This window comes from Lentzea atacamensis (assembly GCF_003269295.1).
GTDB lineage: Bacteria > Actinomycetota > Actinomycetes > Mycobacteriales > Pseudonocardiaceae > Lentzea > Lentzea atacamensis.
The window spans coordinates 1351150-1366034 of sequence record NZ_QLTT01000001.1; the positions used below are offsets into that span (position 1 = coordinate 1351150).

Below are 14885 nucleotides of genomic sequence, written 5' to 3' on the forward strand. Positions count from 1 at the left end.
CACATTTGTGGAGGACTCGTGCAGATCCCGTGAAGGTGTTGCGGGAAACCGAAAACCGGCCGGTCGACCAGTTCTACGGTCCAGGCATGGACACCGTGGACGTACTCGTCGTCGGCGCGGGGCTGGCCGGGCTCAACACCGCCCGCCTGCTCGCGGAAGCAGGCCTCGACGTGGCCGTGTGTGAACGCAGGACGAGCCTGGAGACCGGCATCCGCACCACCGGGATCTTCGTCCGGCGCACCCTCACCGACTACCGGTTGCCGCACCTCGGCCCGGCCGTCCGGCGCGTGCTGCTCTACCCGCCGTCGCTGAACGAGCCGGTCGAGCTCGTGAGCGCGCGCGACGAGTTCCGGGTCGGCGACATGGCGGGCATCTACGCCCAGGCCGTCAAGGACGCCGAACGAGCGGGGGCGCAGGTCAACCTCAACGCCAGTTATCCGGCGAAGGCGACGAAGGCCCGCTTCACGATCGGCGCGGACGGTGCCCGTTCCACGGTCGCGAAGCAGCTCGGCCTGGACGTCAACCGGCAGCTGATCACCGGCATCGAGGAGGTCTACCCGATCAGGACCGGTTCGACGCCGACGTTCCACTGCGTTGTCGACCCGCGGCTCGCGCCGGGCTACATCGCGTGGGTCATCGACGACGGGGAACACGCGCACGTCGGCCTGGCCGGGCGCGCCGACCGGTTCACCGCGCCACTCCCCCAGCTGCTCCAGCGCTTCCGCGACAGCTTCCCCACGCCGGAACCCGCCGGGCCGGTCCAGCGCCGCGGCGGGCCGATTCCCGTGGGCGGGCTGTTGCGCAGGATCGTGTCGCCGCAAGGGTTGCTCGTCGGCGACGCGGCGGGCGCGGTCTCCCCGCTCACCGCGGGCGGGCTCGACCCGTGCATGCGGATGTCCGAGCTCGCCGCCTCGGTCACGTCCGACTACCTGCGCAGCGGCAACAAGTACGTCCTGGAGCACTACGACGCCGCCGCGATGCGGCGCCGCTACCTCCTCCGGTCGACGATGCGGCGCGGTCTCTCACTGGTCCGCGGGCCGGGTCTGGCCGAGTTGGCGTTCACCGGACTGCGCACACCCGTCGGCAAGGCCGTGGCCAAGCGGATTCTGTTCACCTGAGCTCCAATCGGCGGAAGCCTGGTCGCTCACGGCCAGGAGGCGCCGATCCCGGCTTGCCCGGCCTGGGCGGCGGGCCGTCAGCCGGGACGCTTCTGCTGGTCGATGTACTCCTTGATGATTGACACGGGCGCGCCTGCGCACGACCCGGCGAAGTAGGAGGGCGACCAGAAGTGCTCCCCACAGGTACCGGCGGATGTGCGGGAGAATTCCTGCCGCAGGCGTCGAGAGGAGACGCCTTTGAGACTGTTGACCAGTGTGGACAGGGCCAGGCTGGGCGGGTGGTGCACGTGGTCGGTCTCGCCGTTGAACTCGCGCAGTTCTGCGCCCAGGCCGACGCACACGTCCCGCATGATCTCCTCGCAGCGGCGCAGGATCTGATCGGTGAACGCGCCACGCCGGTACTTTGTGACGAGGATCAGGTGGACGTGAGGGTTGTAGATGACACTGCGTCCCCTGCGTATGTCGGGGTCGGGTTTCCACCGTGGTGACATGGACCAACGCTGTGGTGATCGACGTGAAACGGGTCGTGCAGGTGCGGTTGCCACCGACGCCCGAGCAGGCGTCGGCGCTGGGCGATACCCTGCGCGCCTGCAACACGGCAGCTTCCTCGCTGTCTGAACGGATGTACACCGACCAGGTGTTCCGGAAGTTCGACGTGCAGAAACGCCTCTATACCGAGCTGCGGGAACGGTTCGGGCTGGCAGCCCAACCGGCGATCCGGGTCATCGGCAAGACCGTGGACGCCTACACGACACTGCGGGCCAACCTCAATGCAGGCAACTACGGGCCCCCTGGGTCGGACCGGCGCCGAAAGGTCGAGGACACCCCGATCAGGTTCCGCCCGCAAGCGGCGCAGCCGTTCGACGCTCGCTGTCTGTCCTGGCAACTCGGTGACGCGGGCCGCGACGGGACAGTGCCGATCTGGACGGTCGCTGGTCGACTCCGCACCGTGCGGATCGTCGGAAACCCCAGGCATCTCGCCCTGCTGCGCTCCCGACCGGCGATCGGGGTAACCGATCTGCTGCACCAGAACGGGGTGTGGCTGCTGCACGCGGTCGTCGACAGTCCCGAGGCCGCCCAGTCCGAACCGGCGAACGGGTTCCTCGGAGTCGACCTGGGCATCGTCAACATCGCGACCACCTCTGACGGTGACCGGTTCTGCGGGGCGCGCCTGAACCGCTACCGCGAACGCCAGAACCGAATCCGGAAACGGTTGCAGGTCAAGAAGACATCCTCCGCGAGACGGCTGCTCAAGAAGCGCCGCCGCAAGGAGGCACGGTTCGCGGCCGACGTGAACCACCGGATCAGCAAGAACATCGTGGCCGAGGCTGAACGCACCGGACGCGGGGATCGCCGTCGAGGAACTGACGGGAATCCGCGCGCGGGTACGGCTTCGCAAGCCCCAACGGGCCACGTTGCACTCCTGGGCGTTCGCCCAGCTCGGTCAGTTCCTGACCTACAAGGCCCAGCAGGCGGGTGTGGTGGTGGTGGTGGTGCAGGTCGATCCGGCCTACACCTCGCAGACCTGCCAAGCCTGCGGGCACGCCGACTACAACGCAGCGCACAACATCGCGGCTCGCGGTGTTGTGCGCTGGGGCGAAGTCATGCGCCCAGACGCAGCGCCCATCCTGGCAGCCAGCTAGGACGGCAGCAGCAAGCCTGGAACCGCCGCTCGCGGCGATTGGCAAGCTCGTTCCTTCAGGGACGAGTTCATGACTTAGGACTCGGCGGCGCGCTTCAAGGCGGCGTTCTCGGCCTGCATGCCGTCGCGCATCGCCTTGCCCACGAAGTGATCCGTGCCGCCGGAGAGGATGCCGTCGATCAACAGCTCGTTGGACACGAGCACGGTTCCGTCGGGCTGGGTTGTGAGCGTGCGGCAGCGCTGGCCGTAGACGAACCAGGAGTTCCAGCCCGCGTCCTTCCAGCAGAACCGCTGACCGGGCACGCCGTTGAGCACGATGTGCTTCGCGGCCATCGTGCGCGAGCCCAGGATCACGTCGACCTTCACCTCGTCGCCCGGCGAGGTGCCGCCCGCGGCCCTGACGACCCACGGGTTCCAGCTCGCATAGCCGGGGAAGTCCGTGATCAGCCCGTAGACGCGCTCCTGGGACGCCGAGATCACCGTGTCGACGCGATAGACCACCGAGTGCTCGCCGGGTGCACGAGGATCGAGCGGGGAACCGCTCGTCAGCACCGCGAGCACGAGACCTGCTGCCAGCACGTGACCACCTCGAAAGATCCGCCGGGACGCAGACGTGAAGAAAGTACGCGTTTGCGTCCCGGTGGACAACGACCGATCAGGCAGTCAACAGCCGCAGCCCGTAAACACGCAGAATCTCGTTGACGGGCTGGAACCACGTGCGGCCGCCGGTGGAGCAGTTGCCGTAGCCGCCGGACGTCACGCCCTGCGCCTGGTCACCGGTGATGAACGAGCCACCGGAGTCGCCGGGCTGCGCGCACACGCTGGTGCCGACCATCTCGTAGACCGGGCCCTGCTGGTAGTTGACGGTCTCGTTGCGGCCCTGGATCACGCCGCAGTGCCAGTGCGTGGTCGAGCCGGACCGGCACACCGAGGTGCCGGGCGGGGCCTCCCACGAGCCGCGCACCAGGGCGTCGCTCACCTGGCCCCAGCCGAGCACGACCGGCACGTTCCACCAGCCGCCGCCGGTGCGGACCCAGCCGTAGTCGTTGGTGGGGAACGAGGAACCGACGAACTCACCCTGCCACGAGCGGTCCCAGCCGTAGACGTTCCAGGCACCGACGTTGCAGTGCCCGGCGGTGACATAGCCGCCGTGCACGGAGAAGCCGATCGAGCAGCGGACGTTGCCCGTGTAGAACGGGTCACCGCCCACGGTGCCGGCCGCGAACGGCTGCGGCCGCTGGACGCCCGCGGTGTTCACGACAACATCCTTCGGCAGCCCCGAGACATCGGCTCCCGGCAACGCGTCGACCACCACGGCACCGCGCTGGACGTCGACCCGCCACCCGACGACGTCCTTGGACACCGCCCCGGCCTTCGACAGTCTGTCGATGCCTTCCTTCACCGCGGTCAGCGAGGCGTAGGTCCTCGTCCGCAGCACGGGCTCGGCACCCTTGGCGCGCACGGCGTCGGCCTTCGCCGGGTCGGTCACCGCGACGACCAGCTTGCCGCCGTCGAACCAGCTGCCGCCGTACGCGTCGGCAGCGGCCTCCTGGGCGGCCGGCGCGATCTTCAGCGCGACCTTCTCCTGGCGGATCCTGGTCAGCGCCTGCGCTGCGGTGATCCCGAAGTCGCGGCTCATGGCGTCGACGACCTCGGTGGAAGCGGCTGCGGCAGGGATGGTGATCGTGCTCAGCACGATCGCGGTCACGGAAACTATGCGTAGCAGCATGTTTTCTCCTACGGTGCCCAAGGTGAGCCCACGGCCCAGCTCACGTCTTGGAGGTACGAGGCAGGGTTGTCGTACGTGTGTGCGCCGCCGTTGGAGGCGACCCAGACCTCCTCCTGGTAGTGCCGGATGTTGGTGCCGAGCTCGTTGACCGACTCCAGCCGCACGCCACCGTCGCCCTGCTGAGCGCAGAACGTCGCGTCGCGGCGGAAGAGATCGGTGTTGTCGTTGCCGCTCAGGCGGACGCGGAAGTCCGCGTGCCGCAGGTAGCTGTTCGGGAAGTTGCGCGACTCGAGGGAGTAGCAGGTCGGGTCGGCGAGTCCGCGCCTGATCACGAACGTCGCGTCCGCCTTCAGCAGGGCGTCGCTCGTGCCGGTGACCACGTCGGTGCGTGCCAGGCTGTCGCGGTGCCGCAGGTAGCGGTCCGTGAAGCCGGGCGTGGTGACCCGGAACGACCTGGCCTGGTCGAGCGGCAGGTCGGCGCCGCTGCGCCACAGCGCGACGCTCACTGCCCACGTCGTGTCCGCGGCGAACGAGTTCGACGTGTCCCAGGGGTTGGGGCCACCGGACCGTGCCAAGTAGACGTTCTCGTTGAAGTGCCGGATGAAGGAGCCGCGCAGGTTGAACGACTCCAGCGCACTGCCCCCCGAGCCTTCACGGGCGCAGAACGTGGCGTCGCCTGCATTCGGGTTCGGCGCGATGCCGATGCGTGAACCCGCGTGCCGCAGGAAGTGCCCGGGAAAGTTGCGCGCCTCGAACGACAGGCAGGACGCGTCCGCGAGGCCAGGACGCGCGAAGAACGTCGCGTCCAGGCGATCGAGATCCGAGCCGGGGACGTCGGTGCGGGCCAGGCTGTCCCGGTGGCGCAGATAGCGGTCGGTGTAGCCGGTCGTGGTGACGCGCAACGACACCAGGTCGTCCGGTCCCACCGCGGTGCCTCGCGCGACGGCGAGCACCTTCTGGTTGATGTCCCGCACCCGTGCCTCGGTCATCTTCAGCACGCGGCGGTCGTACGTGTAGAAGCCGTTGACCTCGTTCTCCACGTCGTACGGCTCGGTGTAGACCGACGCGGACAACCCGCGCGTGTGCACCAGCCGTGCGACCTGCTTGGTGATCTCCTCGTACCGCCTGGTCAGCGACTGTTCGTCCGGATACAGGGCCCCGTAAGCGAATCCCTTGCCCGGCTCGTACTCGTGGCCCACGACCCGCCGTCCCAGGCCGCCGAACTCGCCCAGCACCGCGACTCTGGCGGCGTCGGGCGGCCGGTTGGCCGTCGTGATCTGGTAGGCGTGGTCGTCGATCACGTCGCCGTTGCCGGGGTCGGGATCCGAGACGCAGCAGTTGGAGCCGGAGTTGTGGTTGACCAGGCGGGTGTTGTCGATCGACCGGACCAGGTTCACGATGCGGCCGGCGTCGTACTCGCCCCAGCCCTCGTTGAACGGCACCCACTGCACGATCGACGTGATGCCCTTGAGCTGGTCGAGGATTCGTCTCAGCTCGGACTCGAAGTTCGCTCGCCCGTTCGGAACCTCGTCGACGGCGTCGAGCGACGGCATGTCCTGCCAGACCAGCAGCCCGAGCCGGTCGGCGTGGTAGAACCAGCGCGCCGGCTCGACCTTGATGTGCTTGCGGACCATGTTGAACCCCAGTGCTTTCTGGCGTTCGAGGTCCCAGCGCAGCGCCTCGTCGGTCGGCGCGGTGTAGATGCCGTCCGGCCAGTAGCCCTGGTCGAGCGTGCCGATCTGGAAGACGAACTTCCCGTTCAGCAGCGGCCGCATGACACCGCCGACCACCGCCTTGCCGAGCGAGCGCATGCCGAAGTAGCCGGTCACGACGTCACCGCCGGCGAGCGTCACCCGCAGGTCGTAGAGGAACGGGTCGTCCGGCGACCACAACCTCGCGTTCGGCACGGGAATCCGCAGATGACTCCCGGTCGTGCCGGTGCGCGAGCCGATGATCGTGTTGCCCGTGCGGACCTCGGCGGTGACGGACTGTCCCGCGGTGCCCTGGACGACGAGGTCGAGCACGCCCGCCGCCACGTCCGGAGTGGTGTCGAGGCGCGTGATGTGAGCGCTGCGCACGGGTTCCAGCCACACCGTCTGCCAGATGCCGGACGCCGCGGTGTAGAAGATCCCGCTGGGATCGCGGCGCTGCTTGCCGATCGGGTAGCGGCTGCCGTCGATCGGCGAATGAACGCCCACCACGATCTCGTTGACCCCGGCTCTGAGCGCCGGCGTGATGTCGAACGAGAACGCGTCGAAGCCGCCGGTGTGGGTGCCGACCTGGGTGCCGTTGACCCAGACCCGCGTCTCCCAGGTCACCGCGCCGAAGTTGAGCTTGACGCGGCGACCGTTCCAGGTGGACGGAATCGTGAACGTGCGGCGGTAGAACATGTTGTCCTCGTGCCTTTTGATGCCCGACAGCGCTGACTCGATCGGGTAGGGCACGAGAACGCCTTCGGCCAGCGGCCTGCCGATGGGCGGGTTGTTCAGGTTCGGTGCTCCGGTGAACTCCCAGACGCCGTTGAGGTTCTGCCACTCGGTGCGGACGAGTTGCGGGCGCGGGTACTCGGGCAGGGCGTTGGTGGGCGACACCCGGGCCGTCCAGGGTGTCGTGAGCGGAGGGACTTTCGGTTGCCACTCCGCGGCTTGTGCACTTGTGGGGCTGATGGTGGCTGCGATCAGGATTCCGGCCAGTACGCCCAGGACGCGTCTGGTCACGGTGCCTCCCTATCTCCGGAGTATTCGTTGCAGGACGACGACGATGAGCAGGAACACACCGCTCACCACGGACTGGTAGTTGCTGTCGAGCGTGCCGATCTGGTTGATCACGTTCTGGATGACCTTGATCAGGCCCACACCGATCACGGTGCCGAGGACCGTGCCCATGCCGCCGGTCAGCAGGGTGCCGCCGATGACCACGACCGCGATGGCGTCGAGCTCGGTGCCGACACCGATGACCGTGACACCGCTTTGCAGATAGGCGGCGGTCAGGGCTCCCGCGAGGCCGGCCAGCGTGCCGCTCATCGTGTAGACGAGGACCTTGGTCCTGGCGACGGGAACGCCCATCAGGATGGCGGACTGCTCGGCGCCACCGGTGGCGAACACGTTCTGGCCGAAGCCGGTGCGGTTCAGGATCGCACCACCCAGGACGCACAACGCGGCCGCGATGAAGATCGGGTAGCCGAAGCCGGCCACCGTGCCGCGGCCGAGCTCGACGAACGCGCTGTCCGGCGCGACCTGGTAGGTGTTGGCACCCTCGTCGGTGATCGCGAGGAGGAGGCCGCGGGCGAACAGCAGGGACGCCAGCGTGACGATGAACGGCGCCATGTTCGTGCGGGCGATCAGCAGGCCGTTGATCAGCCCGATGCCGCCGCACACCACGAGCGGCAGGAGCAGTGCGGTGAGGAACCCGTGCTGCGAGCCCCAGGCGGCGAGAACACCTCCCAGGGCGTAGAGGGAGCCGACGGACAGGTCGATGCCGCCGGTGATGATCACGAACGTCATGCCGAGCGCGATCACCGCGAGGAACGAGCCCTGCAGGGCGAGGTCGCGCAGGTTGTCGAGGCTGCCGAAGCGCGGGAAGGTCAGCCAGGACACCACGACCATCACGGTCAGTGCCACGGCGGCGCCCTGGCGTTGCAGGACCTTGGTTCTCGTTGCCGCGGTCAGGGTGGTCATCGGCGCTCCCGTGCCACGTACACGGCGGCGACGATGATCGCGGCCTGGATCATCTGAGCGATCGAGTCGGGCAGGTTGTGCTTGATCAGCGTGGCTCTGACGAGCTGCATCAGCACGACACCCATCACCGTGCCGAGCACGCGCACCTTGCCGCCGGTGAGCGGGGTTCCGCCGACGACGACCGCGGTGATCGCGGACAGTTCCATGAGCAGGCCCATGTCGGCGGGGTCGCTGGCGGCGAGCCTGGACGTCGCGAGGACTCCGGCGACCGCCGCGAGCACACCGCAGATGGCGTAGACGCCGACCAGCACCCGGTTGACCGGCAGGCCGGCCAGAGTGGCCGCCCTGCGGTTGCCGCCGACGGCGACGAGCTGGCGGCCGAACGTCGTCCTGCTGGTCAGCCCGGCGATCGTCAGCGCCAACAGGCCTGCGATCAGGACACTGATCGGGATGCCGAGCACGTCGTCGGTGCCGAGTGCGAGGAACGCGGGGTCGTGCAGTGGCACGAGCTGGCCGTTCGCGATGACCAGTGCCAGTCCCCTGCCGCCGACCAGCAGGGCGAGGGTGGCGACGATCGGCTGGATGCCGACCCTGGCGACGAGGAAACCGTTGAACGCGCCCGCCGCCAGGCCCGCCACGAGGGCCATCAGGATCGCGGGCACCGGACCGGCACCCAGGTACAGCGGGATGATCGCGGCCGCCAGCGCCATGACCGCGCCGACGGACAGATCGACGCCTTCGGTGCCGATCACGAGCGCCATGCCGAGCGCGACGATCAGCACGGGTGCGGCCTGGACGAGCTGGGTGGTGAAGTTGCCCAGCGTCATGAAGTTGGCCGTGAACAGCGCGTTGAAGAGCAGCAGTGCTCCGACCGCGACGTAGACACCGTTGTCCTGGAGCCAGCGCCTTCTAGCGGCTGTCAGCGTCATCCATCACCTCCGCCGCGATCGCCGCGAGCACGTGCTCACGGGTGAGCTGGGCTCCCTCCAGCTCACCCGCGACCGCCCCGTCCCTGAGCACGACGAGCCGGTCCGCGCCGTCGAGCAGCTCGTCCAGCTCGGAACTGATCAGCATCACCGCCAGGCCTTCCCGCGCGAGCTCGTCGATGAGCGCCTGCACCTCCGCTTTGGCGCCGACGTCGATGCCGCGCGTGGGTTCGTCGAGCAGGAGGATCCTGGGTTCGGTGCACAGCCATCTGGCCAGCAGCACCTTCTGCTGGTTGCCGCCGGACAGCTCCGCAACCTTCTGTTCCGGGCTGGACACCTTGATGCGCAAGCGTTTGACGAACGTGTCGACGATCCGGTCCTGCTTCTTCCTGCTGGTGACGCCGAACCTGCTCAGCCTCGGCAGCGCGGCCAGCACGATGTTCTCCCGCACCGACAGGTTCGGGATGATCCCCTCGGTCTTGCGGTCCTCCGCGAGCATGCTGATGCCTGCCCTGGTGGCCGCTTTGACGTTGCGCGGCACGGGTGTTCCCGCGACGAGCACCGTGCCGTCGTCGAGCGGCAGCGCGCCGATGATCGCTTTGGCGGTCTCCGTGCGTCCCGATCCGAGCAGCCCTGCCAGGCCCACGACCTCGCCCGGCCTGATCGTGACGTCGACGCCGTTGATGCGGGGTCTGCTGGTCAGGTTCCGCGCTTCCAGCACCGGCCGGGTGTCGGCGTGGTGGTCTTCACCGAACGCCGTGGTGCCGTGTTTCTGGATCTCGTTGACCGAGCGGCCGAGCATCAACGAGACCAGTTCGATGCGCGGCAGCTCCCTGAGTGGTCCACTGTGGACGTTCTTGCCGTCGCGGAGGACCGTGACCGTGTCGCAGATCCGGTAGAGCTCGTCCATCCGGTGGCTGACGTAGATGATCGCGATCCCCGCCTCGTGCAGCTTGTGCACGACCTCCAGCAGCGTCTCGACCTCGCGCGGTTCGAGTGACGACGTGGGCTCGTCCATGATCACGACGTCCGCGTCCGCCTCGACCGCCCTCGCCAGCGCGACCATCTGCTGCTCACCGACCGCGAGGGTCCCGAGCGGACTGCTCACGTCCGCGGTGATGCCGTAGCTCTTGAGCAGTTCGGCGGCCTCTGCGTCGCGGCGGGCGCGGTCGATCAGCCCGATCCGGTTGCGCGGTTCCCTGCCCAGGAACAGGTTCGCGGCCACGCTCATCAGCGGGACGAGGTTGACCTCCTGGTAGATGGTGGAGATGCGGCCGTTGCGCCGGATCCGGCCGCCGTCCGGGGTGTGAATGCCGGTCAGGACCTTGATCAGCGTGGACTTGCCGGCGCCGTTCTCGCCGACCAGCGCGTGGATCTCACCCCGGTGGAGCGTGAGGTCCACGTCGTCGAGTGCACGGACGCCGGCGAAGGTCTTGGTGACGCCGGCGACCTCGATCACCGGATCAGTAGGCATTGCCGAGCTTCTGCGCGGCGTTCGACGTGTCGTACTCGTCGTCGGAGATCACGATGCTCTGCGGGATCTCGTCACCCCTGGCGAACTTCTCCAGCGTCTCGAAAGCGAGCGGCCCGAACCGCGGGTTGGACTCGATCACCGCGGTGTAGCTGCCGTCCGCGACGAGCTGCACGGCGCTGCGCGTCCCGTCGACCGACACGATCTTGACGTCCTTGCCGGGCGTCTTGCCGGCAGCCTTGAGCGCCGTGACGGCACCGAGGCCCATCTCGTCGTTCTCGGCGTAAACGGCGGTGATGCCGGGGTTGCTCTGGATCAGCTGCTCCATCACGGCCTGCCCCTTGGACCTGTCGAACTCGGCGGTCTGCTCGGCGACCACCTGCAGGCCGGAGTTCGCGATCCCGTCCTTGAAGCCCTTGGTCCGGTCGACCGTGACGTTGTTGCCGGAGCTGCCGAGCAGGATCGCGACCTTGCCGCTGCCGCCGGTCGCCTTGATCATCTGCTGCGCGGCGCGTTTGCCCTGTTCGACGAAGTCACTGCCGATGAACGTCAGGTAGTCCGTGCAGGGTTGCGAGGTCACCTTGCGGTCGATGGTGATCACCGGCACCTGCTTGGCCTTGGCGGCGTCGAACGCGGGCTGCAACCCGTCGGAGTTCAGCGGCGCCACGATCAGCAGCTTGGCCCCGCGGTCCAGCAACGACTTGATGTCGCTGATCTGCTTGTTCAGGTCGCTCTGCGCGTTCGTGACAAGCAGGTTCACGCCCTTCTTGGCGGCCTCGTCCCTGATCGACTGCGTCTCGGCGGTCCGGAACGGGTTGGCCTCCTTCTCCGACTGGGAGAAGCCGACCGTCGCACCTTTGACGTCGACCTGCGGATATCCCGTCCTGCTCCGCGTACACCCCGGACCGGCGCTCTGCTGCTGCGCGGCGGACGCGGCGGGCCCGCCGCTGGCGGCCGTCTGCGGACTCTCTCTGCTGGTACACGCGGTGACAAGCAGGGCGGTTGCGGCAATGAGCAGCATGCGAGACATCGTTGGCTCCTACACGGGCTGTGCGTGGTCGCGCTCTCACCGCTAGATTTGCATCGTTGTTCCAACGATGTAAAGACCGTGACTTCCCGGTCCTTTTCCCGGTACTTCTCAGGAGGCTGCGTTGGCCACGCTCAAGGACGTCGCCCGGCTGGCGGGCGTCTCGGTGAAGACCGTCTCGAACGTGGTCAACGGCTACTCGTTCGTCAAACCCGACAACCGCCGCCGAGTCGAAGAGGCCCTCGAGGCCACCGGCTACCGCCCCAACCTGGGCGCCCGCAACCTGCGCCGAGGCCGCACCGGCTTCATCGCCCTGGTGCTCCCCGAACTCTCGATCCCGTACTTCGCGGAGCTGGCCGGCCTCGTCATCGCCGCCGCCCAGGAACACGAGTGGAACGTGCTCATCGAACAGACCTTCGGCACGCTGTCCGGCGAACGCCAGGCTCTGGCCTCACTGGGCCCGCACCTGGTGGACGCCGCGATCCTGAGCCCGGAAGCGTTGCAGGTGGAGGACTTCCAGCTGTCCGTGCCCGCCGTCCTGCTGGGCGAACACGACGTCGAGGTGCCGATCTCGCGAGTGGGCATCGACAACGTGGCCGCCGCCATGACCGCCGTCCGCCACCTGATCTCGTTGGGCCGCACGCGAATCGCCGCGATCGGCGCCCACCCCCAGCGTGGCACCGCCGCCTTGCGCCTGGAGGGCTACCGGGCGGCTCTCGAGGAAGCCGGGCTGCCTTTCGTCTCGTCGCTCGTCGTTCCCGCGGTGAACTACCACCGCGCGGACGGCGCCGCCGCGATGAGGGCCTTGCTGGACCTGCGAAACCCGCCTGACGCGGTGTTCTGCTTCAACGATCTGCTGGCCGTCGGCGCCATGCGGACTGCCGCCGAGCGTTTTGTGCGCGTGCCTCACGACCTCGCCATCGTGGGCTTCGACAACAACGACGAGAGCGCCTACAGCTCGCCTTCCTTGACGTCCGTCGCCCCCGACAAGGCCGCCATCGCGCGGGCAGCGGTCGACCTGCTGCGTCAGCGTGCCGACTCGCCCGACCTTGCTCTGGACGACGTGCAGACGCCGTTCTCGTTGCAGGTCAGGGAAAGCACGGTGGCCCGGTGAGCTACGGCCGCGCGTAAGCCTCGTACGCCGCCCGGTCGAACAGCACGAACCGCACCAGCTCGACCGGTGCGTCCGCCACCGCGGCCCGCGCGATCTCCGCGGCCGACTCCACCGGCCACCGGTAGATCCCCGTCGAGATCGCCGGGAACGCCACCGACTTCGCTCCGAGCTCGGCGGCGACTTTCAGCGAGTTGCGGTGGCAGTCGGCCAGCAGCTCCGACCGGTCCTCGGTGGCCGACCACACCGGGCCGACGGTGTGGACGACCCACCGCGCGGGCAGGCGCCCGGCGGTCGTGGCGACGGCCTGGCCGGTCTTGAGGCCGCCGCCGTAGTGGCCCGCCCGCAGCTCGCGGCACTCGGCGAGGATCTCAGGGCCGCCCTTGCGGTGGATCGCGCCGTCCACGCCACCGCCGCCGAGGAGCGACGAGTTGGCGGCGTTGACGATCACGTCGACGTGCTGCTCCGTGATGTCGCCCAGGACGTACTCGATGGTGGCCACGTCGTCGATTGGATCACGACAGCGGACAGGTGGCCACGTCGTTCGGCCTGGGCACCGTCGCCGACCTCGGCGGATCAATGCCGTCCAGCCAGCCCTCCAACGCGACGAACGCGGAACGGTGGCACGGCGCGAGCGGCCTGAGCCGGTCCGGGTACGCGTCGACGAGCCCGTCCGTGTGGGTGCCCTGCTCGATCCGGTAGTACCGGTGCAGCCGAGCGGGCGTCATCGCCGCGTACACGTCCGAGTCCTGGCTGATCGGCAGCAGCACGTCATAGGTCCCGTGCACCGTGAGCAGCGGCTTCTTCACCTTGCCCGTCAACGCAACGGGTGCGATCGACGGCCCGGCTATGCGACGTCGCGCGGCATACGAGTAATCCGCGTCGCACGAAGGCGTTCCCGAGGCGCAGAACGGGATGCCGGCCTCCAGTTCGCCGTCGAAGCCCGGATCGAACTCCTCGCGGAGGATGCGTTGCGTGAGGTCCCAGTAGTAGCGGTAGTGGTAGTCCCACAGGAACTCCGTGCCCGCAGGGAAGCCTGCCGCGACCATCGCGGCGTGCGCCGAGGGGTCGCCGGCGAGGTGGGCCGGGTACGCGCGCAGCACCGGGGGCAGGAACGTCAGCGGGTTCGGGCCTGCGACCGTCCACAGTGTTCCCTCCCAGTCGACGCCGCCGTCGTAGAGGTGCGCGCGGTTCTCCAGCTGCCACCTCACCAGGTAGCCGCCGTTCGAGATGCCGGTGGCGATGGTGCGGCGTGGGGCGCGGCCGTAGCGTTGGGTGACGGCGGCGCGGGCCGCGATCGTGAGCTGGGTGAAGCGGTGGTTCCACTCCTCCATCGCGCGGCCGTCGCGGTAGAACTGGGCGCCGGTGTTGCCCTTGTCGGTGGCGGCGAAGGCGTAGCCGCGGGAGAGGACCCAGTCGGAGATGGCTCGGTCGTTGGCGTACTGCTCGCGCACGCCGGGGGCACCGGTGACGACCAGGCCGCCGTTCCAGCGGTCGGGCAGGCGGAGCACGAACTGGGAGTCGTGCCAGCCGTGGTTGGTGTTGGTGCGCGACGTGTCCGGGAAGTAGCCGTCGATCTGGATGCCCGGCACGGCCGCGGGCACGGGCAGGGCGGCGCTCGTGAGGCCCGCCCAGTCGGCCGGGTCGGTGTGGCCGGACACCGTGGTGCCGGTCGTGGTGAGGTCGGCGAGGCGGGCCAGTTGCTGATGTTCGGCGCCGGGGACCGTCACGGCGGCCGTGGGCGGGGTCAGCGCGAGTACGAGTACCAGCGGGAGCAACATAGCTGGTCAAGCTAGTGATCGTGGACTCTCGGCGACATGGTCGACTCCCACACAAGGCCCGCTTTGAAGGTGGTGAAGCCGAACAGGTCGAGCACTCGGCGCACCTGGGGCTGGGTGCGGTGCAGGTCGAACGACTTGCCGTTGTAGTGCGCGGCGCACAGCAGGAGCAGGAGGCTGCGCAGGCCGCTCGCGGACAGGAAGGTCACCTCGGCCAAGTCGATCGACACGCGGTTGACGGTGGTGTCGGTGATGCCGGGCAGCACGGCGGCGAAGAACAGGTCGCACGTCGTCACGTCCATCTCGCCGCGGCAGGTGGCCACGAAACGAGTGCCCGTGCGCTGCGTCCGCACGGCGAACGGGCTGGTCTCACAGGCGGTCATCGGGACCTCACATCGAAGAACGG

At 68.6% G+C, this 14885-nt stretch carries 14 protein-coding genes and 1 pseudogene; 4 read left to right on the forward strand and 11 right to left on the reverse strand.

The genetic code is table 11. The features are described from left to right. Positions 1-86 precede the first annotated feature (86 nt). Positions 87-1118 carry an FAD-dependent oxidoreductase gene (locus tag C8D87_RS06425; RefSeq protein WP_112226301.1) on the forward strand — a complete coding sequence of 344 codons (1032 nt, stop codon included), beginning with the start codon at positions 87-89 and terminating at the stop codon, positions 1116-1118. Positions 1119-1195: 77 nt separating this feature from the next. On the opposite strand, the gene tnpA is transcribed toward C8D87_RS06425, so the two are convergent. Then, complete coding sequence (tnpA, locus tag C8D87_RS06430; RefSeq protein ID WP_112225882.1) at positions 1196-1609, reverse strand: IS200/IS605 family transposase; 414 nt, start codon at positions 1607-1609, stop codon at positions 1196-1198. Positions 1610-1740: 131 nt separating this feature from the next. Between tnpA and C8D87_RS49100 the strand changes: the two are divergent. After that, positions 1741-2442 (forward strand): annotated as a pseudogene (locus tag C8D87_RS49100) (transposase); the annotation flags it as partial. Positions 2443-2467: 25 nt separating this feature from the next. Beyond that, positions 2468-2761 carry a zinc ribbon domain-containing protein gene (locus tag C8D87_RS46805; RefSeq protein ID WP_267899845.1) on the forward strand — a complete coding sequence of 98 codons (294 nt, stop codon included), beginning with the start codon at positions 2468-2470 and terminating at the stop codon, positions 2759-2761. A gap of 74 nt (positions 2762-2835) precedes the next feature. Here the strand turns inward: C8D87_RS46805 and C8D87_RS06440 are convergent, their stop codons facing one another. From C8D87_RS06440 to C8D87_RS06470, 7 genes are all read right to left on the reverse strand, one after another. Continuing rightward, positions 2836-3339, reverse strand: coding sequence for an SRPBCC domain-containing protein (locus C8D87_RS06440; protein WP_170166324.1), 504 nt, complete (start codon positions 3337-3339; stop codon positions 2836-2838). Between the two features lie 76 nt (positions 3340-3415). Continuing rightward, a complete protein-coding gene (locus tag C8D87_RS06445; protein ID WP_112225884.1) occupies positions 3416-4489 on the reverse strand; it encodes a S1 family peptidase in 1074 nt (357 codons plus the stop codon). 8 nt (positions 4490-4497) lie between these two features. After that, the gene (locus C8D87_RS06450; RefSeq protein ID WP_112225885.1) at positions 4498-7206 is read right to left on the reverse strand and encodes an AbfB domain-containing protein; all 2709 of its coding nucleotides are present in this window, start codon (positions 7204-7206) and stop codon (positions 4498-4500) included. A 9-nt stretch (positions 7207-7215) separates the two neighbouring features. Then, on the reverse strand, positions 7216-8166 hold the full coding sequence (locus C8D87_RS06455; protein WP_112225886.1) for an ABC transporter permease: 951 nt from the start codon (positions 8164-8166) through the stop codon (positions 7216-7218). Next, positions 8163-9095, reverse strand: coding sequence for an ABC transporter permease (locus C8D87_RS06460; RefSeq protein ID WP_112225887.1), 933 nt, complete (start codon positions 9093-9095; stop codon positions 8163-8165). The genes C8D87_RS06455 and C8D87_RS06460 overlap by 4 nt, the downstream gene beginning before the upstream one ends. Next, positions 9076-10566 carry a sugar ABC transporter ATP-binding protein gene (locus C8D87_RS06465; protein ID WP_112225888.1) on the reverse strand — a complete coding sequence of 497 codons (1491 nt, stop codon included), beginning with the start codon at positions 10564-10566 and terminating at the stop codon, positions 9076-9078. The genes C8D87_RS06460 and C8D87_RS06465 overlap by 20 nt, the downstream gene beginning before the upstream one ends. Further along, positions 10556-11593 carry an ABC transporter substrate-binding protein gene (locus C8D87_RS06470; protein ID WP_112225889.1) on the reverse strand — a complete coding sequence of 346 codons (1038 nt, stop codon included), beginning with the start codon at positions 11591-11593 and terminating at the stop codon, positions 10556-10558. The genes C8D87_RS06465 and C8D87_RS06470 overlap by 11 nt, the downstream gene beginning before the upstream one ends. Before the next feature lie 121 nt (positions 11594-11714). On the opposite strand from C8D87_RS06470, the gene C8D87_RS06475 reads away from it, so the two are divergent. Then, complete coding sequence (locus tag C8D87_RS06475; RefSeq protein WP_112225890.1) at positions 11715-12704, forward strand: LacI family DNA-binding transcriptional regulator; 990 nt, start codon at positions 11715-11717, stop codon at positions 12702-12704. A gap of 1 nt (position 12705) precedes the next feature. Here C8D87_RS06475 and C8D87_RS06480 read toward each other — a convergent pair whose 3' ends face one another. From C8D87_RS06480 to C8D87_RS06490, 3 genes are read right to left on the reverse strand one after another with little or no spacing between them, the layout of a single operon-like run. Next, positions 12706-13203, reverse strand: a complete 498-nt coding sequence (locus C8D87_RS06480; protein WP_170166325.1) for an O-acetyl-ADP-ribose deacetylase — start codon at positions 13201-13203, stop codon at positions 12706-12708. Positions 13204-13216: 13 nt separating this feature from the next. After that, positions 13217-14482 (reverse strand): alpha/beta hydrolase family protein, encoded by a 1266-nt coding sequence (locus tag C8D87_RS06485; RefSeq protein ID WP_112225891.1) that lies wholly within the window; start codon positions 14480-14482, stop codon positions 13217-13219. Positions 14483-14493: 11 nt separating this feature from the next. Next, positions 14494-14862 carry an STAS domain-containing protein gene (locus tag C8D87_RS06490; RefSeq protein ID WP_109636259.1) on the reverse strand — a complete coding sequence of 123 codons (369 nt, stop codon included), beginning with the start codon at positions 14860-14862 and terminating at the stop codon, positions 14494-14496. Positions 14863-14885 lie beyond the last annotated feature (23 nt).